This is a genomic window from Brevundimonas sp. UBA2416 (assembly GCF_002343105.1).
Classification (GTDB): Bacteria; Pseudomonadota; Alphaproteobacteria; order Caulobacterales; family Caulobacteraceae; genus Brevundimonas.
In genome coordinates this window covers 4,284-23,001 of sequence record NZ_DDRM01000025.1, presented here as the reverse complement: position 1 = coordinate 23,001, position 18,718 = coordinate 4,284, and the positions used below count along the sequence as shown (strand labels likewise).

At 68.9% G+C, this 18,718-nt stretch carries 19 protein-coding genes; 11 read left to right on the top strand and 8 right to left on the bottom strand.

The features are described 5' to 3' along the window. The 6 genes from B3E43_RS08660 to B3E43_RS08635 form a co-directional block, all read left to right on the top strand. Positions 1-1,126: FAD-binding protein (locus B3E43_RS08660; protein ID WP_292028492.1), on the top strand; the 1,126-nt coding region annotated here is incomplete at its 5' end. 9 nt (positions 1,127-1,135) lie between these two features. Further along, positions 1,136-2,611: a cell envelope integrity protein CreD gene (gene creD / locus B3E43_RS08655; protein WP_292028489.1), complete on the top strand. Its 1,476-nt coding sequence runs from the start codon at positions 1,136-1,138 to the stop codon at positions 2,609-2,611. Further along, a complete protein-coding gene (locus B3E43_RS08650; protein ID WP_292028486.1) occupies positions 2,611-3,411 on the top strand; it encodes a succinate dehydrogenase iron-sulfur subunit in 801 nt (266 codons plus the stop codon). The genes creD and B3E43_RS08650 overlap by 1 nt, the downstream gene beginning before the upstream one ends. A gap of 3 nt (positions 3,412-3,414) precedes the next feature. After that, positions 3,415-3,735 carry a 2Fe-2S iron-sulfur cluster-binding protein gene (locus tag B3E43_RS08645; RefSeq protein WP_292028484.1) on the top strand — a complete coding sequence of 107 codons (321 nt, stop codon included), beginning with the start codon at positions 3,415-3,417 and terminating at the stop codon, positions 3,733-3,735. Between the two features lie 9 nt (positions 3,736-3,744). Further along, positions 3,745-4,545 (top strand): kinase, encoded by an 801-nt coding sequence (locus B3E43_RS08640; protein WP_292028483.1) that lies wholly within the window; start codon positions 3,745-3,747, stop codon positions 4,543-4,545. Continuing rightward, positions 4,542-4,868, top strand: a complete 327-nt coding sequence (locus B3E43_RS08635; RefSeq protein WP_292028481.1) for a PilZ domain-containing protein — start codon at positions 4,542-4,544, stop codon at positions 4,866-4,868. The genes B3E43_RS08640 and B3E43_RS08635 overlap by 4 nt, the downstream gene beginning before the upstream one ends. Here B3E43_RS08635 and B3E43_RS08630 read toward each other — a convergent pair. From B3E43_RS08630 to B3E43_RS08620, 3 genes are read right to left on the bottom strand one after another with little or no spacing between them, the layout of a single operon-like run. Continuing rightward, positions 4,865-5,647: a sulfite exporter TauE/SafE family protein gene (locus B3E43_RS08630; RefSeq protein ID WP_292028479.1), complete on the bottom strand. Its 783-nt coding sequence runs from the start codon at positions 5,645-5,647 to the stop codon at positions 4,865-4,867. The genes B3E43_RS08635 and B3E43_RS08630 overlap by 4 nt on opposite strands. A 4-nt stretch (positions 5,648-5,651) precedes the next feature. Then, positions 5,652-6,185, bottom strand: coding sequence for a rhodanese family protein (locus B3E43_RS08625; protein ID WP_292028477.1), 534 nt, complete (start codon positions 6,183-6,185; stop codon positions 5,652-5,654). 3 nt (positions 6,186-6,188) lie between these two features. Then, positions 6,189-6,515: an ArsR/SmtB family transcription factor gene (locus B3E43_RS08620; RefSeq protein ID WP_292028476.1), complete on the bottom strand. Its 327-nt coding sequence runs from the start codon at positions 6,513-6,515 to the stop codon at positions 6,189-6,191. A gap of 71 nt (positions 6,516-6,586) precedes the next feature. Between B3E43_RS08620 and B3E43_RS08615 the strand changes: the two genes are divergently transcribed. Continuing rightward, positions 6,587-7,465 (top strand): MBL fold metallo-hydrolase, encoded by an 879-nt coding sequence (locus B3E43_RS08615; protein WP_292028474.1) that lies wholly within the window; start codon positions 6,587-6,589, stop codon positions 7,463-7,465. A 30-nt stretch (positions 7,466-7,495) separates the two neighbouring features. On the opposite strand, the gene B3E43_RS08610 is transcribed toward B3E43_RS08615, so the two are convergent. Then, positions 7,496-8,350 (bottom strand): HAD family hydrolase, encoded by an 855-nt coding sequence (locus B3E43_RS08610; RefSeq protein WP_292028473.1) that lies wholly within the window; start codon positions 8,348-8,350, stop codon positions 7,496-7,498. Positions 8,351-8,452: 102 nt separating this feature from the next. Then, positions 8,453-10,777, bottom strand: coding sequence for an ATP-binding protein (locus tag B3E43_RS08605; RefSeq protein ID WP_292028471.1), 2,325 nt, complete (start codon positions 10,775-10,777; stop codon positions 8,453-8,455). 191 nt (positions 10,778-10,968) lie between these two features. Here B3E43_RS08605 and B3E43_RS08600 point away from each other — a divergent pair, with 191 nt between their 5' ends. The 4 genes from B3E43_RS08600 to B3E43_RS08585 all read left to right on the top strand — a co-directional run bounded on the left by B3E43_RS08600 (position 10,969) and on the right by B3E43_RS08585 (position 14,201). Next, positions 10,969-11,382 (top strand): metallopeptidase family protein, encoded by a 414-nt coding sequence (locus B3E43_RS08600; protein WP_292028470.1) that lies wholly within the window; start codon positions 10,969-10,971, stop codon positions 11,380-11,382. Positions 11,383-11,547: 165 nt separating this feature from the next. Further along, a complete protein-coding gene (rlmN, locus tag B3E43_RS08595) occupies positions 11,548-12,705 on the top strand; it encodes a 23S rRNA (adenine(2503)-C(2))-methyltransferase RlmN (protein WP_292028467.1) in 1,158 nt (385 codons plus the stop codon). Positions 12,706-12,922: 217 nt separating this feature from the next. Next, positions 12,923-13,366, top strand: a complete 444-nt coding sequence (locus B3E43_RS08590) for a DUF350 domain-containing protein (protein ID WP_292028465.1) — start codon at positions 12,923-12,925, stop codon at positions 13,364-13,366. A gap of 4 nt (positions 13,367-13,370) precedes the next feature. Beyond that, complete coding sequence (locus B3E43_RS08585; RefSeq protein ID WP_292028463.1) at positions 13,371-14,201, top strand: S1 family peptidase; 831 nt, start codon at positions 13,371-13,373, stop codon at positions 14,199-14,201. A gap of 3 nt (positions 14,202-14,204) precedes the next feature. Here B3E43_RS08585 and B3E43_RS08580 read toward each other — a convergent pair whose 3' ends face one another. The 3 genes from B3E43_RS08580 to B3E43_RS08570 all read right to left on the bottom strand — a co-directional run. Continuing rightward, positions 14,205-17,093, bottom strand: coding sequence for a M16 family metallopeptidase (locus tag B3E43_RS08580; protein ID WP_292028461.1), 2,889 nt, complete (start codon positions 17,091-17,093; stop codon positions 14,205-14,207). Between the two features lie 95 nt (positions 17,094-17,188). Continuing rightward, the gene (locus B3E43_RS08575) at positions 17,189-18,076 is read right to left on the bottom strand and encodes a hydrogen peroxide-inducible genes activator (protein ID WP_292028583.1); all 888 of its coding nucleotides are present in this window, start codon (positions 18,074-18,076) and stop codon (positions 17,189-17,191) included. Positions 18,077-18,329: 253 nt separating this feature from the next. Further along, positions 18,330-18,718: peroxidase family protein (locus B3E43_RS08570; RefSeq protein ID WP_349677570.1), on the bottom strand; the 389-nt coding region annotated here is incomplete at its 5' end.

Here is an 18,718-nt window from a genome sequence, read left to right as displayed (position 1 = left end):
CACCGGCGACGGCAACGCCATGGTCCTGCGCGCCGGCCTGCCGCTGCAGGACATGGAGTTCGTGCAGTTCCACCCGACCGGCATCTACGGCGCCGGCTGCCTGATCACCGAGGGCGCCCGCGGCGAGGGCGGCTATCTGACCAACTCCGAGGGCGAGCGCTTCATGGAGCGCTATGCCCCGACCGTGAAGGACCTGGCTCCCCGCGACATGGTCAGCCGCTCCATGACCATCGAGATCCGTGAGGGCCGCGGCGTGGGCCCGAACAAGGACCACATCCACCTGCACCTCGACCACCTCGACCCCGCCGTGCTGCACGAACGCCTGCCTGGCATCTCCGAGAGCGCGAAAATCTTCGCCGGCGTCGATGTCACCAAACAGCCGATCCCGGTCCTGCCGACCGTCCACTACAATATGGGCGGCATTCCCACGAACTATCACGGCGAGGTCCTGACCAAGGTCGGCGACAATGCCGACACCGTCGTGCCCGGCCTGATGGCGGTAGGCGAGGCGGCCTGCGTCTCGGTCCACGGGGCCAACCGCCTCGGCTCCAACAGCCTGACCGACCTGGTGGTGTTCGGCCGCGCCGCCGGCCTGCGCTGCGGCGAGGTGGTCGACAAGGCTTCGAAGGTGCCGGACGCCCCGGCCTCGATCACCGACGGTCACATCGCCCGTCTCGACCGCTTCCGCCACGCCAACGGCTCGACCCCGACGTCGAAGCTGCGCATCGACATGCAGCGCGCCATGCAGTCCGACGCCGCCGTCTTCCGCACCGGCAAGACGCTGGAGGAAGGCGTGGCCAAGCTGCGCGCCATCCACGCCGCAGGCGACGACATCAAGACCACCGACCGCGGCCTGATCTGGAATACCGACCTGGTCGAGACGCTCGAATACGACAACCTGATCGACCAGGCCCTCGTCACCATCGAGGGCGCCCTGAACCGCACGGAATCGCGCGGCGCCCACGCCCGTGAGGACTATCCGGACCGCGACGACGCGAACTGGATGAAACACACCCTCGCCTGGAAGGTCCCCGGCGAGGCGGTGAAGATCGACTACCGCCCGGTGCATAACTACACGATGTCCAAGGACATCGATTACATCGAGCCCAAGGCCCGGGTGTACTAGGAACCGACGATGGCCCGCACGCCCCGGACTCCTCCGATGACGCCCGACCCGGCCCCACAGCCGGTTCCGGGCGCGACCGCGGCCCGTTTGCCGCGCCGGTCGCTCGGGCTGAAACTGTTGCTGGTCTGCGGACTGGCGCTGGTGATGAGCATCGCCGCCCTGTTCGTCTTCGCCCTGTTGATGGACCGTTCGAACCGCGCCGAACAGGTCGCGGAAGAGGTCGGCGGCCTGATGGGCGGACCCCAGACCTTCCTCGGCCCCGTACTGGCCGTGCCCTATACCCGCGCCACCGCCACAGCCGAGGCCGTGCCCGCCGGCGCCCTTGCCGGCCCCGTTCGCGCGGTGACCGAAAGCGGCGTCTGGCACATCTTCCCGACCCGCGGCCGGGTCGAGGCCGCCACGGCGTCCGAAGTCCGCAGCCGTTCGCTGTTCAAGGTGCCGGTCTATACGGCCGACCTGACCTATTCGGCCCGTTTCGACCTGACCAACGCCGGGGCCGAGGCCCCGCGCGGCGCCGTGCTGGACTGGAGCCGGGCCGAGATCATTCTGGGCGCCTCCGACGCACGCGGCGCGAAGTCAGACATCGGCCTGACCGTCGGCGGTCAGACGGTGGCCCTGACGCCTTCCTCGGTCGAGGCGACGACCGGTCTCTCCTACGGCGACGATTACGACAGCCGCGCGCCGCGCGGCGACGGCCTGCGTCTGTTCGGGACCCGTCTGCCCGAGGCCCAGCGCGCGGCCGGAACCTTCGACGTAGCCGGCCGGGCGACCTTCTCCGGAGCCCAACGGGTCGCGGTCCTGGCTTTCGCCGGCACCACGGAGGCCGTCATCAAGGGCGACTGGCCCCACCCGTCCTACAATGGCGGTTTCCTGCCGGCGCGACAGGCCCCGGCGGCCGAAGGCCCCGGCTTCAACGCGTCCTGGACGGTTCCCTTCGTGGCGCGCGGCGTGCCGGTCGAGGGCGGCTCCGACGCGCTCAGCCGCCTCGGCGCCACCGAACTGGCCGTGACCTTCGTCGAACCCGCCAACCCGTATCAGTCGGTCAGTCGCTCGCTGAAGTACGCACCGATGTTCATCGGCCTGGTGTTCCTGGCCTATTTCCTGTTCGAGACGACGACGGGCCGCCGCGTCCACCCGGCGCAATACATCCTCGTCGGCATGGCGCAGGTGATCTTCTACATGCTGCTGCTGTCGATCGCCGAACACACCGGCTTCGACGTCGCCTTCGCCATCGCGGCGGCGGCGACGGTGGGCCTGATTTCCGCCTATGCCGGATGGACCTTCGACAGCCGCGCCCAGGGCATCCGTGCACTGGTCGCCTTCACCTTCCTGTACGGCCTCATCTATGTGCTGATGCGGCTTGAAGACTATGCGCTGCTGGTCGGCGCCCTCTCCAGCTTCGCGGCCATCGCGGCCGTCATGTATTTCACCCGCAAGGTCGACTGGTACGGCATGGCGGGCAACGACACCCGGGACATCGCCTGATGGTTCAACTCACCCTCCCCAAGGGCTCCAAACCCGCGCGCGGCAAGGTCCACAAGGCCCCGGCCGGCGCGAAAAACGTCAAGACCTACAAGGTCTATCGCTACGACCCCGAGGTCGACGCCGACCCGCGCTGGGACACGTTCGAGATCTCGGCCGACGACCACGGCCCGATGCTGCTGGACGCCCTGATCCACATCAAGAACGAGATCGACCCGACCCTGACCTTCCGGCGCTCGTGCCGCGAGGGCATCTGCGGATCCTGCTCGATGAACATCGACGGGCGCAACACCCTGGCCTGCACCAAGGGCTGGGAGGAGTGCTCCTCCTCGACCATCTCCATCGCCCCCCTGCCGCACCAGTCGGTGGTCAAGGATCTGGTGACGGACCTGACCCTGTTCTACGCCCAGTACGACTCGATCCAGCCCTACCTCCAGTCCGACGAACCGGACCCGGAGAAGGAGCGCATCCAGCTGCCCGAAGACCGCGCCAAGCTGGACGGCCTGTATGAATGCATCCTGTGCGCCTGCTGCTCGACCTCCTGCCCGAGCTACTGGTGGAACCAGACGGAATACCTCGGCCCGGCCGCCCTGCTGCAGTCGTACCGCTGGATCGCCGACAGCCGCGACGACGCCACCGACAAGCGGCTCGACGACCTCGAGGACCCGTTCAAACTCTACCGCTGCCACACCATCATGAACTGCGCCCAGGTCTGCCCCAAGGGGCTCAACCCGGCCGAGGCGATCGCCAAGACCAAGAAGCTGATGGTGGCCCCGGGTCGGAAGAAGACGGAAGCGGCCTGATCCTTGGCGAAGATTACCTACATCGAACACGACGGCCGCGAGCACACGGTCGAGGTCAAGACCGGCCTCTCCGTCATGGAGGGGGCGATCCGCAACAACGTCCCCGGTATCGACGCCGACTGCGGCGGGGCCTGCGCCTGCGCCACCTGCCACGTCTATGTCGATGAGGCGTTCCAGGCCGAAACCGGCCGGGCCTCGGCCATGGAGGAGTCGATGCTGGACTTCGCTGAGAACGTCCAGCCGAACAGCCGCCTGTCCTGCCAGATCCGGGTCTCGGACGATCTCGACGGCCTGATCGTCCGCCTGCCCGAAAACCAGCACTGAGCCGCGGCCGTGGGCCGCGCCAACCCTGGTCTTGTCGATCTGGTCGGCCGGTTGATCGCCGATGGTCCGAAGGATAGCCCGCCGCTCATCGCCGTGGTCGGGGCGCAGGGGTCCGGCAAGACCACCCTGGCCCGCGCCGCCGCCGAGCGGTTCGGGGCGGTGCAGATCTCCATCGACGACGTCTATCTTACCCGGGCCGAACGCGAGGCCATGGCGCGCGAGGTCCATCCGCTGTTCCTCACCCGAGGTCCGCCCGGGACGCACGATCTGGATCTGCTTCAACAGTTGATCGACGCCCTGTCCGCCGCCGGGCCGGCCGACGAAACCCGCATCCCCGACTTCGACAAGCGCGGCGACGACCGCCGGCCCATCGAGGCCTGGCGGGTCTTCCGTGGCCGCCCCTCCGCGATCCTGATCGACGCCTGGTGCCTCGGCGCCCTGCCCGAAGACGCGGCGGCGCTGGCGGAGCCGGTCAATGCGCTGGAAGCCGACCACGACCCCGACAGCGACTGGCGCGGCGCCGTCAACGGCTTCGTCGGCGGGGCCTATGCCGACTTCATCGCGCGGTTCGACGCCGTTCTGTTCCTGCGCGCGCCGTCGTTCGATGTGGTGCTGGACTGGCGCTGCCAGCAGGAGGCTGATCTGCTGGGCGTCGCCCCGGCCGACCTCCCCGCCGCTGAACGTGAGCGGCTGGCGGGTTTCATCCAGTATTTCGAACGCATCACCCGCCACATGCTGGACGGCGGCGTGAAGGCTGATGTCGTGGTGCAACTGGATCGAAACCGTCTGCCGGGCTCTATGGACGCATGACCGCCCCGCAGGATCGCCGTTTTGAGCCGCGCTCGCCCGCCAATGTCCGCGCCGTGGTTGTTGCGCCCGGCTTTGAGCTGCCCTGCCAGCTGATCGATCAGTCGGCCCAGGGCTGTCGTATCCGGCTGGACCGGAATCTCGTCATGCCGAAGGTGGTGATGGTGATCGACATCGCCCAGGGCGTCGCCATCGAGGCGCAGGTGGCCTGGCAGAAGGGTCTTGAGGCCGGCCTCAAACGCATCGGCCAGGCCTCGCTGCGCGGTCTGACGCCCTCCCGCCTCTCCGATGCACGGGCGGCCTGGATAAGGGCGGGCGGCCGCTAGAGGGCCGTCACGGCCTTGATCGCCACATAGACGGCGACGATCAGGATCAGGCCCGCGAACAGACGGCGACCGAGGATGGCATTGGCGCCCAGCCGTTTGGCGATGGGAAGGCCGGCGAGAGTTCCCGCCGTCCCGCCGACCGCCATGGCCGCCACGATCGGCCAGTCAATCAACCCCGACAGGGCGTAGTTGGCCGCCGTCGTCGCCCCGAAGGCCGCGACGCTGACGAGGGACGAGGCCTGGGCCAATGCCAGGGTCATGCCCGCCGCGCCCATCAGGCCGGGAACGATCAGAAAACCGCCGCCGATGCCGAAGAAGCCCGCGGCGACGCCGACGCCGGCTCCTGAGGCGGCGACGCGCGGGGCCATGGCGCGGGTCAGGCGGACGCTCTCCGCCCCGACCGGCGCGTTGGGCCTGAGCATGGCCAGGGCGACCAGTCCCATGGCCAGTGCAAAGAAGATCAGCAGGGCGTGGCCGTCGATCGCCTTGGCCACCGATGATCCCGCGAAAGCCCCGATCGAGCCGGTCGCGGCGAACAGCAGGGCGCAGGGCCAGCGCACCCGTCCCGCGCGAGCCTGACCGGCCAGGGCTGTCAGGGCGTTCAATGCCACCCCGGCGGCCGAGGCGCCGATGGCCATGTGCGGATCCTGCACCCCGACCACATAGAGCAGCAGCGGCACGGCCAGAACCGAGCCCCCGCCGCCGAACACGGTCAGCAGCAGGGCGACGATGCCGCCGCTGAGAACAGCCAGCATGAGCTGGGCGACGGTCGCGTCCATGCGATCACGCGGCCCGCATCGCCCGGTTCCAGGGCATCGCGGCGAGAAGCCTCGCCATGCCGCAGAACCCGGTCGCCCCGGCCATGAACAGGCCGGCGCCGACAAAGGCCGACAGACCCCAGAAGCCGGGGTGGACCAGCAGGCCAAGAAGCGCCCCGATCAGGATCAGGCCGCCGGCCGTCATCTGAACCTGGCGCATCAGCTCCAGCGGAGCCTTTGCGTTTGTCAGGGTCGGCAGGCCTTCGGCCTTCCAGCCGTCCAGTCCGCCTTCCAGCACAAAGGCCTCGCCGGGAATACGGTCGGCCAGTCGGACGCAGTTCGCGCCTGTGCGATTGCCGGTGCGGCACATGAAGACCACGTCCCGACCCGGCCGGAGGTCCAGATGGGCCTCTTCGAACAGGGACAGGGGGGCGGCGACGCTGCCGACGATGCGCTCGCGCGCGACCTCGTCGGGCTCACGTATATCAACCAGAAGGGCCTTTCCGGCCTTGATGCGGGCCGAGACTTCGGCGGCAGACAGGGAGGTGAGAGAAGCCATGGGTCAGTTTCCTTGGGGAGTGGGGCAATAGATCTCGGCGAGCACGGCGATGACCTTCAGGGCCGCCGGGTCGGCGATGCGATAGAGGATGGAGACGCCCTCGCGCCGGGTCGTGACCAGTCCCTCCTCGCGCAACACCGCGAGGTGTTGCGAAAGGGCGGATTGGGACAGGCCCACAAGCGGCAGCAGTTCGCCGACGGCGCGTTCGCCATCGCCAAGCTGACACAGGATCATCAGCCGCCGCTCATTCGAGAGCGCCTTCAGAAGACGGGCGGCCTCGCCGGCGTTGGCTTGAAACTGGTCGAGGGACAGGGTGTGTGTGTCATTCATGGTGCGACATATAACAGCAGTTGCTAATTTAGCAATACCTAATATGTTGGTCGCAACAAGGGAGCTGCCTCATGTCCATCACCCCCCCGCCTGCCCCGTCCGTTGAAGGCTTCTTCGACGCCGCGACCCACACCATCACCTATCTGGTCGCCGATCCGGCGACCGGCGCCGCCGCCATTATCGATCCGGTTCTCGATTTCGATCCCGCGAGCGGCCGCACCTCGACCACATCCCTTGAGCAGGTCCTCGCCCGCATCGCCGAGCGCGGTCTGACGCTCGAACGGGTGCTTGAGACACACGCCCATGCCGATCACCTGACCGGCGCGGATGAAATCCGGAAACGCACCGGCGCCCCCGTCGGCATCGGCAGCCGGATTACCGAGGTGCAGAAGGTGTTCGGCGTCCTGTTCGAGGCCCACGACGTCACCGCCGACGGCGTGGTCTTCGACAGCCTCTATGCCGACGGTGCGCGCTTCACCCTTGGCTCCCTGCCGGTGGAGGTTCTGCATACGCCCGGCCACACCCCGGCCTGCGTCAGCTATGTCATCGGCGACACCGCCTTCGTCGGCGACACCCTGTTCATGCCCGACTACGGCACGGCGCGGTGCGACTTCCCCGGCGGCGACGCACGGACTCTCTACCGGTCAATCCAGCGCCTGTTCGCCCTGCCGGCCGAGACGCGCGTCTTCGTCGGCCACGACTACCTGCCCGAGGGCCGCGCCGACTATCGCTGGGAGACGACTGTGGCGGCCGAGAAGGCCTCGAACATCCATCTGGGCGGCGGGCGGTCGGAAGACGAATTCGTGGCCCTCCGCGAGGCTCGCGACGCCACCCTCAAGGTCCCGGCCCTGATCCTGCCCTCGCTTCAGATCAACATCCGCGCGGGCGCCCTTCCGCCGGCCGAAGCCTCGGGCAAGCGCTTCCTCAAGCTGCCGCTGAACGCGATCTGAGGCCCGGAAACGGGCCGCCGTCCCTGGCGGTTACAGAACGTCCGGGACGGTCCCCGCCGTAATGGCGATCCGGCCGATCAGCCCCTTGACGATCAGGTCCAGGGCCGAGCCTTCGCGATAGTCGGCGGCGGCGACGAAATTGACCCGGTCCTCGGAGATCAGACCATAGATCTTCTGCTGGTCGCGCTCGGAGTTGCGCGGGTCATAGACGGCGATCGAATAGCCGCCCTTGGTGTGCATCATCTTCATGGTCGGCACATCGGTGTCGCCGTCGCCGAGGAAGATCATCCGCTCGAAGGGCACCGGCCGGTCGTCGTCGGCCATGAAGCGGTTGATCTTCTCGTGCTCCCAGTGGTTCAGCACGCCCTTGTTGATCCGGAACAGATACTGGGTCTTGGTCGTGTAGTTGACCCCCACGGCCGGCCAGATCGCCACCCCGTGTTCGTCATAGACGAATTTGGACGCGAAAACGTGCCGGAACTCCGGCCGGATCGGGCAGCCGTCGATCATCTCCTCGAGCCCCGCCGAAACGATGTAGTGCTCGATCTCCAGTCCGTACTTCTTTCCCATCGCATTGATGCGGTCGAACCAGCCCTTGCCGGTCAGGTCGGACTTCAGACCGTCGAACAGCTTCACGTCCTGCCCATGTTCGGCCAGCAGTTTGCGCGTGATCGGCGCATTGTTGTCGCGCGCCTGTTTCAGCATCAGCTGCATGTACATCAGGATGTTGTCGGCGTCGGCGTCGCGGGTCAGCTTGTCCGCCTCCCCCCAGAAGTCGCCGACCCCCATTCCGATCGACGGAATGAAGGTGACCTCCTGCATGTTCCCGCGCGCCAGGGTGCCGTCGAAATCGTAGATCAGCGCGGTCTTGAGGGGCTTGGCCATGGCGGAGGTCCAGGAAGTGGCTGGTGGCTAGTGGCTAGTGACTAGTGACTGGGGTGTCAAAGCCGCCGGCCGTGTTCAACACCAGCCACTAGCCACACGGCGTCAGCCGAGCCTCAACTCCGGCGCCGCCGCCACGCCCGCGGCTTCCAGCGGCAGATGCAGGATGAAGGTCGCGCCCTTGCCGGGCTCGCTTTCCACCTCGGCCCAGCCGCCGTGCAGTTCGACCAGGGCCTTGACCAGGGCCAGTCCGACGCCCGGCCCGCCGCGCTCGCGCCGGACGAACCGGTCGAAGACATGCGCCTGCAGGTGATAGGGAATGCCGCGCCCGGTGTCCTCGACGCGGATGCGGACCTCCGACGCCGTGGCTTCCGCCGCCAGGATCACGGACCCGCCTTCCGACACGGCCCGGGCGGCGTGGTCCAGCAGGTGGTCCAGCGCCTGACCGACCCGCTGGGCGTCGGCGCGGATGGGGCGCAGGCCGTTGGGGCAGTCGACCCTCAGGCTGGCCCCGCGCGCCTCGATGCGCGCCCAGACCCGTTCGGCGGCCGCGTCCATCAGGTCGCGCACCCGCACATCGCCGAGCTGCAGTTCCATTTCGCCGGCGTCGATCTGGGCCATGTCCAGAACGTCGTCGATCGAGCTGGCCAGCTGGCTGGCGGCGACCCGGATGGCCCCGGCATGCTGGCGGCTGCGCTCGGGCAGGTCGGCCTGCATCTCCAGCAGTTCCGAATATCCGACAATGGTCGTCAGCGGCGTGCGCAGTTCATAGGAGACACTGCCCACGAACTCGCGCTTAAGCGCCGTCGATTCCTCCAGCGCCTGGGCCTTGGCCGCCAGCGCCTGTTCCAGCCCGCGCCGGGCGGTCACGTCCGAAAAGGCCACCAGCGTCGCGCCGTCGGGCAGGGGCCGGGTCAGCCATGAGGCGATGCGGCCGTCGGTGGTCTTGCCCTCGCCCGCGATCGGCACACGGCTTTCGGGATCAGGGTCCGCCACCCGCGCCTTCAGTCCCAGCCACAGGGCCGGATCGGGCATGGTCGACTGGCACAGGGCGGCGACAGCGTCGAAATCCCCCGCCGCGTCCAGCGCCTCGCCCGTCACGCCCCAGAAGGCGTCGAAGGCCTCATTGTGCAACCGGATCCGTCCGTCCGAACCGAACACCGCCACGGCGTCGTTCAGCTTGTCCAGCGTCGCGGTCTGGACCTGGATCTGGGCGTTGAACCGGCTGCGCAGCTTCAGCTCGTCGGTGATATCCGAGAACAGCAGCAAAACCCCGCCCAGCGGATGCGGCTGGCGCACCACCCGCAGCGTCCGCCCGTCGGGCAGGGACCAGCTGTCGTCCGGCGCGGCGGCCGAGGCGCCGTAGAAGTCCAGCTCCTTGGCCTTCCAGCCGGCGTAGTCGATGACCTCGGGCAGCAGGCGGCGCTGGCGCAACCGGTCCAGCAGCTCGGCATGGGTCGGCCGCTCGTCCAGCCAGGCCGGATCGATGTTGAACAGGGTCTGGAAGGCCGTGTTGTGGAAGGCCAGACGTTTGGACGGACCGAAGATCGCCACGGCGTCGGCCAGATGGTTCAGCGTCTCGTCATGGGCCTCGACGTGGCGACGCAGGGTGTCGCGCGTCTCCTCGGCCTCGGTCATGTCCAGGGCGAAGGCCAGCACCGCGCCCGCGCCGCCCTGAACCGGCTCGGCCACGATCCGCCAGGCCCGCCGCCGTCCGCCGCCGGTGGTCCAGCGGAAGCCGTCCTGGGGCTGACGCGTCCGGCCCGCCTCGGCGACGATGGCGTCGGCCCCGCGATCGAAGCTGAGGCCCCTCTCACGTGCCTGTTCGACGCTGTCGGCCTTCATCTCGGTCAGCCAGGCCTTGTTGGCCCAGGCCAGCCGCCCCGCCGCGTCGGTGATCCAGGTCGGGGCCGGATAGGAATCGGCCAGCAGGCCCAGCCCGCTCTCGGTCGCCGTGCCGACCAGCCCCAGCCGCGACAGTCTCAGCCAGGCCGCGCCCGCCGAAGACCGGCCCTCGACCGACCAGGCCCCGCCCGACCCTTCCAGCACGGCGTCAAAGGCCTCGCCCTGACCGATCAGGGCGTCCAGCCGCGGTCCGGCCGCCCGCCGCACGGCGTCCAGCACCACCAGCCCCGGATCGCGCTGCTCTTCACCGTCGCCGGCCAGTTCCCGGGTCAGGGTGTTCCACGCCTGCGGCGACCCCAGCCGTTTGGTCTGGCCATCGGGCGTCAGCGCCAGCCGCACATCCTCAAAGGCCGCCAGGGCGCCGTCGCGATCGGCCAGATCGACCAGAACCGCGGCCAGTTCGGCCTCCGCCACCTGGTTGCGCGCCGCCAGCCGCCCGCGCAGCCGCGCCGCCCAGGCGCTGAGGGCCAGGGCCAGCCCCGCGGCGCCCGCGGTCGCGACATAGGCGATGTCGGCCTCGGCCATGATGTCGTGTCAGCTCCCCGGCGTGATTCGGTAACCATACCTGATGGGGGGCGAGAGGCGAGGGGTTGGAGTGGCGAGTGGTTAGTGGCTAGTGGTTAGTGATCGCAGCTTCACGGCCTGCGGAAGGGCGACGCCGCCACATCGGCTCCGCAGGCGCCGGCCACTAGCCACTAACCACTCAGTCTGGCCCGATGCCCTCCACCTGGACCACCCAAACCGCCCCCTCCCTCGACGACTTCGCCCGGCTGGCGCGCGAGGCGTTCGACGCCCTGCCCGAACCGTTCCGCTCGCTGGCCGGCGAGGTGGTCATCCGCGTCGATGACTTCGCCGACGAGGAGACGCTGGCGATGATGGAGATGGAGGACCCGTTCGAACTGACCGGCCTCTATCACGGCGTCGACATCGGCGGCCGAGACGGTCTGGGTCCCGCGCCCGAGGCCAGCCGCATCTTCCTCTACCGCCGCCCGATCCTCGACGAATGGTGCGAGCGCGGCGACGTCGGCCTGTCCGAGATCATCGCCCACGTCCTGATCCACGAAATCGGCCACCATTTCGGGCTGGACGACGACCGCATCGATGAGGTGGAGGGCGAGGTGGACGAGTGATTGGTGGTTAGTGATTGCTGTTTCTCTGATGGCGGAAGGGCGGCGCTCTCGCACAGGCGGCGGCCAGCCACGAACCACTAGCCACTAACCACTGCTTCCTCCCCGCCTTAAAACCAGCCCGATCTGTGTTATAAGCCGCGCCTCCCTCGCCCACAGGATGCCGCCTTGAGCCTGACGCTCGACCTTTCCCGCACGTCCGCCGCAAAGCCGGCGACCCCCGTCAACCTGTCCGGTCTGACGCGCGCGGGCCTGCGTCAGGCGCTGATCGACGCCGACATCTGCCCGCCGGAAAAGGCCAAGATGCGCGCCTCGCAGGTGTGGGGCTGGATCCACCACTACGGCGTCACCGACTTCGCCGCGATGAGCAACATCGCCAGGGACACCCAGGCGAAACTCGCCGCCGCCTTCACCCTCGCCCGGCCCGAGATCGTCGAGCGCCAGGTATCGAAGGACGGCACCCGCAAATGGCTGATCCGCACCGCCCCGGGCATCGAGATCGAGACCGTCTACATTCCCGATGTCGGCCGCGCGGGGGCCCTTTGCGTGTCGTCGCAGGTCGGCTGCACCCTCAACTGCACCTTCTGCCACACCGGCACCCAGAAGCTGGTCCGCAACCTGACCGCCGCCGAGATCGTGGCCCAGGTCCAGGTCGCCCGCGACGACCTCGAGGAATGGCCGTCACCCAAGGAAGACCGCCGCCTGTCCAACATCGTCTTCATGGGCATGGGCGAGCCGCTCTACAATCTGGACCATGTCGCCGACGCCATCGACATCATCAGCGACAACGAGGGCATCGCCCTGTCGCGCCGCCGGATCACCGTCTCGACCTCGGGCGTGGTGCCGCAGCTCGACGAACTGGGAACCCGCACCCAGGCCATGCTGGCGATCAGCCTGCACGCCACCAACGACGCCCTGCGCGACGTGCTGGTGCCGCTGAACAAGAAATACGATCTCGAACAGCTGATGGCCGGCATCCGCGCCTATCCCGGCCTCTCCAACGCCCGCCGCGTGACGTTCGAATACGTCATGCTCAAGGGCGTCAACGACAGCCCGGAAGAGGCCCGCGCCCTGCTCAAACTGATCGAGGGCATTCCCGCCAAGGTGAACCTCATTCCGTTCAACCCCTGGCCCGGCACGGACTATGAGTGTTCGGACTGGAAGACGATCGAGCGGTTCGCCGCCATCCTCAACAAGGCCGGCTACGCCAGCCCGATCCGCACTCCGCGCGGCCGCGACATCCTCGCCGCCTGCGGCCAGCTCAAGTCCGAGAGCGAGAAGGTGCGGGCCTCGGCGCTGCGCAAGGCGGCGGCCGAAGCGGCCTGATGGTGGCTAGTGGCTAGTGGTTAGTGATCGCCGCTTCGCTGGCGGCGGAAGGGCGGCGCGGCCCGCACCGTCGCACAACGGTCGGCCAGCCACTTACCACTAGCCACTCGCCACTTCCTCCCCAGACACACTTCTTCACCAACTGTGTCCCCGTCCCTCTTGCGGATTGAGGCAAAAACCGGGCAATCGTCGATGGGGCTTATTCAACCGGACAACCATGGCTTCGACGTCCCTAAACACCGTGCTCGAAAGCGCTGAGGTCCAGGCCTTCGCGACCGGCTTCCCGACCACCCTGGCGCACCTCGGCGTGACGCTGGCCCTGCTGGCCGTCGGGGCGATCCTCTACGCCCTGTTCACGCCCTGGAAGGAAATCGCCCTGATCCGCGAGGGCAACGCCGCCGCCGCCGTGGCCTTCTCCGGCGTTCTTGTCGGCCTCGCGATTCCCCTCGCCGTCAGCCTCAGTGTCTCGACCTCGCTCAAGGATATCGCCCTGTGGGGTGTCGCCACCGTGGTGCTGCAGCTTCTCGCCTTCCGCATCGTGGACCTGCTGCTGACCGGACTGCCGCAACGCATCCGCGAGGGTGAGGTCGCCGCCGCGGTTCTGCTGGTCGGGGCCAAGCTGTCGACCGCCCTGATCCTCGCCGCCGCCCTGACGGGCTGAGGCCGTGGCCTTCCCGAGACCACCCGACTGGCTCGTCTATTCGCTGGTCGTCGGCGTGCTGGTCATCTGGTCGCTCCGGTTGCGCGAGAACGCGGACGCCCCCCCGGCGCCGCCGCCGCCCGACGAGGTCGAGGGCGCCCTGCTGGGTCCGATCACCCCCTTTGACCCCGCCGTCACGGTCAACGCCCCGGACATCCCGTTCCAGCCCGCCTCCGGCACCGCCTTCTCGATCTCGCGTGAGGGCCGCTGGGTCACGGCTCGCCATGTGGTCGAGGGATGCCGTCGGCCCGCCATCCTTGTCGGGGGCGGTCGCGCGATCGCTGCTGACGTGCGGCTGGCGCCCCGCGCCGATATCGCCGTCCTGTTGACGCGGGGCGGCCCGGACGCGGTTCCGGTGATGGCTTCTCACGGCCTTCGCGCCGGACAGCGCGGATTCCATCCCGGCTACCCCCAGGCGCGGGCGGGCGAGGTCGCCTCGCGCCTGCTGGGTCGCGAGACGCTCAGGGTGCGGGGTCGCGGCCAGCGCGATGAGCCGGTTCTCGCCTGGGCCGAGGTCGGCCGCACCGACGGTCTGGGCGGCACCCTCGCCGGCCTGTCAGGGGCGCCGGTGCTGGATCGCCAGGGCCGCGCCATCGGCGTCACCATCGCCGAAAGCCCGCGCCGCGGCCGCATCTACACCACCTCGCCCGACACCTTCGGCCCGGCCATCCGCGGGGTGCAGAAGGCCGACGAACCGCTCACCGGCCGCCTCGTCACCGTCGACAACTACGGACTGGTCGCCGACGACCTGCGCCGCGACCTGCGGGTCGCGCAGGTCGTGTGTCTGTCGGCCTGAGGCCTACCTCAGCCTGACCGAGTCGATGTTCAGGCTCGACAGCGGCACCACCTCGATATTCGGGTATTTCGCCCGCAGCGCGGTCAGGAACACCGAGGCGTCGCCGACGATGACCAGGCTGGCGCTCGAGGCGGGCAGATGTTCCGCCGCCGCGGCCCGGATGGCCTCCGGGGTCACGCCGTTCACATCGTCATCGTAGCTGGCCAGGTTGGTCAGTGGCAGGCCGTACAGCGCCAGATTGGCCACCAGACCACCCAGACCGTCGACGGTCTCGAGCTGACGTCCGAACGAGCCGATCAGGGTCGCGCGGCGCGGCGCCAGTTCGGCCTCGGTGGCGGTGGTCGCCGACAGGCGGGTGATCTCCGCCAGGATCAGCTCGGCGACCTCGGGCACGGCGTCATTCCGGGTCTGGGCCGAGGCCGTGAGGATGCCCTCGTCCTCGCGCACGCCGAGGCCCGAACCGGCCCCGTAGGACAGGCCGCGCTTGATCCGGATCTCCTGGTTCAGACGCGCCGAGAATCCGCCGCCCATCAGGGCGTTGCCGACCAGCAGGGGGAAATAGTCCTCGTCCGTGCGGGCGATGCCGCGCAGGGCCGCGACGACCGCTGCCTGACCGGCGCCGGGCTGGTCGATGACGATGATGCGCGGCGCGACCAGCGCCCCGGCCGGATCGTCGATCGTCGCCACGGTTCCCGCCGGATCGCGCCAGTCGCCGAACGCCTCCTCGGCCAGGGCGTAGGCCGCCTCGGGCGTGATGTCGCCGGAGAAGACCAGCGTCGCCTGACTGGGCCGGTAGCGGCCACCATGGAAGGCGACCAGATCGTCGCGGGTCAGGCCCGGAATGGTGCCGGGCGTGCCCGAGCCGGGCAGGGCGTAGGGCGCCTCGCCAAACACCGCGCGGGCGGCGGCCAGGTTGGACACCGGTCCGGGCTGCGACAGCTGGACCCGCAGGCCGTTCAGCGTCTGGGTTTTCTCGCGGTCCAGCTCCTCGGCGGCATAGGCCGGGTTGCGCACCACATCGGCCAGCAGCGCCATGGTCTGGGGGAAGACGTTCGACGGCGACGAGGCGAAGACATTGGTGAAGTCCACGCCGGCGCCCGCGCCGATATTCGCGCCCAGCCGCTCGATCTCGGTGGCGATTTCCGGGGCCGAACGGCTCTCGGTTCCCTGGGTCAGCAGCGATGCGGTGAAGTTGGCGACGCCCGCCTTGCCCGCCGGGTCGTCCGACGTGCCGGCGTTGAAGCTCAGCCGGGCGGAGACCAGCGGAAGGCCCGGTTTGCGGGCGACCAGCACCCGCATGCCGTTGGCCAGACGGCGCTCCGCCACCTGCGGCGTGGCGGCGTCGACCGCGGGACCCGGCTGCGGCAGCGGCGTGCGCTGGCCTTCCGGCAGCAGGGTCACCGGCTCGCCCGCGGGGGCCAGCGAGGCCAGGGTGATCGGCGCCGTGAACACCTCCTGCACCGGCGAGGCCGGATTTTCGTCATCGGCCTGCAGATAGCGCATGGCGATGGCGCGATCGTCGCGCAGATACTGGCGCGCCACCCGCTGCACATCGGCGACGGTCACGGCCTGGATATTGGCCACGTCGCGGTCCGCGCTGGACGGGTCGCCGGTCATGATCAGGGTGTAGCCCAGCGCGAAGGCCCGGCCATCGATGGTCTCCAGCCCGCGCAGGGCGCTGGCCACCAGCTCGGTCTTGGCCTCGGCCAGTTCGGCCTCGGTGACCGGCTCGTCCCGTATGCGGGCGACCTCGGCGCGCAGGGCGGCCAGGCCCTCGTCCGGCGTCCGGCCGGCGCTCATGATCGCCGAGGTGTTCAGCACCCCGACCTGCTGCTGCTGGCTGTTGGACGACGTGGCCGAGGTGGCGATCTGCTGGCGATAGACCAGCGACTGGTACAGCCGGCTCGACTCCCCGGTCGACAGGATGCCGTCCAGCACATCCAGCGCCGCCCGGTCGGGATGGTTGTAGGGCACGGTCGGCCAGGTGATCTGCACCATCGGCAGCGGCACGTTCGGACCATAGAAGGTCGCCTCGCGCGCCGTGCCGAAGCTCTCGGGCACATTGTTCACGGGCAGGGCACGATCGGGATTCTCGATGCCGCCGAAATACTGGTCGATCCAGCCGTCCAGCTGGGCCTGGTCGAAATTTCCGGCCACGATCAGATAGGCGTTGTCGGGCCGGTAGAAGGTCTCGTGGAAGCGCAGGACGTCGTCGATGGTCGCCGCGTCCAGATCGGCGATCGAGCCGATGCCCGGGCGGCGGTAGGGGCTGTCCTGGAAGATGAAGGCCTGGGAGTGCAGGCGCTGGAAGCGGCCATAGGGGGTCGACAGCACGCGCTGGCGGAACTCCTCCTTGACCACGTCGCGCTCGCTCTCGAACGAGGCCTCGTCAACGACCAGCGACCCCATCCGATCGGACTCGGCGAACAGCATCCGTTCCAGATGCTGGGCCGGCACGGTCTCATAGTAGTTGGTGAGGTCCAGTCCGGTGGAGGCGTTGTTGGTGCCGCCGACATCCTCGGTCAGGCGGTCGAAGGTCTCCTGCGGCAGGTTCCGCGTCGCCTTGAACATCAGGTGTTCGAACATGTGGGCGAAGCCGGACCGGCCTTCCGGATCGTCCTTGGCCCCGACCTTGTACCAGACCTGCACCGTGACATTGGACGTGCTCGTGTCGCGCGCCGTGAACACCCGTAGCCCGTTCGGCAGCGTCCGCTCGGCGAATCCCAGCGGCGGCACGACGATGGGCCCCGGAGCGGCGGCCCCTTCCGCGGCGGCGTTCGCGGCGTCCACCGCCAGTCGCGCTGCGACATCCGAGTCGGACATTGTGGCGCAGGCCGAAACACCCAGCATCAGGGCGGCGATCGAGGCGGCGGCGAACAGGCGGGACTTCATGGGGCACGGCTCCGGCACGCCCGGCGAAGGCGGGCGCGCGAACCCTATCAGGGCCGAAAGGCGGCGCACCTTACGGAGTCGTAATGAAGTGGCGCTCAGTCCAGCCGCAGCGCCTCGGCCAGCAGCCTCGCCTCGGCCGCCCGGCTCGAGCCGGCGCGCCAGGCCACCACGATCTCGCGGCGCGGGGCCTTCGCCGTGATCGGCCGCACCACCACGCCGGGCAGGTCCGCCAGCCCGGCCCGCACCGCCATCTCGGGCAGGAAGCTGACGCCCAGCCCGGCCGAGACCATCTGCACCAGCGTATGCAGGCTGGTCGCGGCGAAGACGTCCTCGCCGCGCGGCGGCTCGATGCCGAAGGCGGCGAGGGCGTGGTCGCGCAGGCAGTGGCCGTCCTCGAGCAGGATCAGATCCTCGGCCTTCAGCGAGCCCGCCGGGATCGGCCCGGTTCCGGCCAGCGGATGGCCGACCGGGGCGGCGGCCAGGATTTCGTCGTCGCCGATACGGGCATGGTCGATGCCGGGGGACGAATAGGGCAGGGCGATCACCGCCGCGTCCAGCTGTCCCGCCTTCAGCCCGGCGATCAGCCGCGGCGTCAGATCCTCGCGGATGAACAGCCGCAGCGCCGGCCATGCGGCCTTCACCCCCGGCAGCTTGGCCGGCAGCAGGAAGGGCGCAACCGTCGGGATGACGCCCAGCCGGAACCGCCCGGACAGCGGCTTGCCCGCATTGCGCGCCGCCTCGACCAGATCCTCGGTCCGGGCCAGCACGTCCTCGCCGCGCCGCACGGCCTCGGCCCCGACGGCGGTCAGCTGGATGTTTCCGCGCGTCCGCTCGACCACCGGTGCCCCGAGGATCTTCTCCAGCTCCTGCACCCCGGCGGACAGCGCGGGCTGGCTCACATGCGCCGCCTCCGCCGCCCGGCTGAACGAGGCGTGTTCGGCCAGAAGCTTGAGATACTGGAGCTGGCGCAGGGTGGGGAGCATGGCCGACATATAGGCGTCCGCTATCGTTTGGCCAAAGGCAATCGAGCAGCCTTATGCTGTGGGCGGTGGCGGGTTCATCACAACGAGCACAACGGGGTCACAACGGACGCAACGGGTTCCGGGGTCGGTCAATCAAGGCGGCGAAGCCGCGATCTCATGACCCCGGGAGAATCCGCGACTGAGGACCCTTTACCGGTCCCGTCGTGTCCGTTGTGCCTTTCGTTGTGTCCGTCGTGATGAACCTTTCAGTCCACTAGGCGGCCGCCGCCCCGAACTCTTCCTTCAGGGTCAGGTCAAACCGGTCGTTGTTCATGACCTTGGTCCAGGCCTTGACGAAGTCCTTGACGAACTTCTCTCCGGCATCGGCCGAGGCATAGACCTCCGCCAGCGCCCGCAGCTGGGAGTTGGAGCCGAACACCAGATCGGTGCGCGTCGCCGTCCAGCGCTGTTCGCCCGTCAGGCGATCCGAGCCGACGAAGGTCTCGTCGCCGCTGTCGTCGACCTGTTTCCAGCCCGTCCGCATGTCCAGCAGATTGACGAAGAAGTCGTTGGTCAGCTGGCCCGGCCGATCGGTGAACACGCCATGCTTCGACCCGCCGTGGTTGGCGCCGATGACCCGCAGGCCACCGACCAGCACCGTCA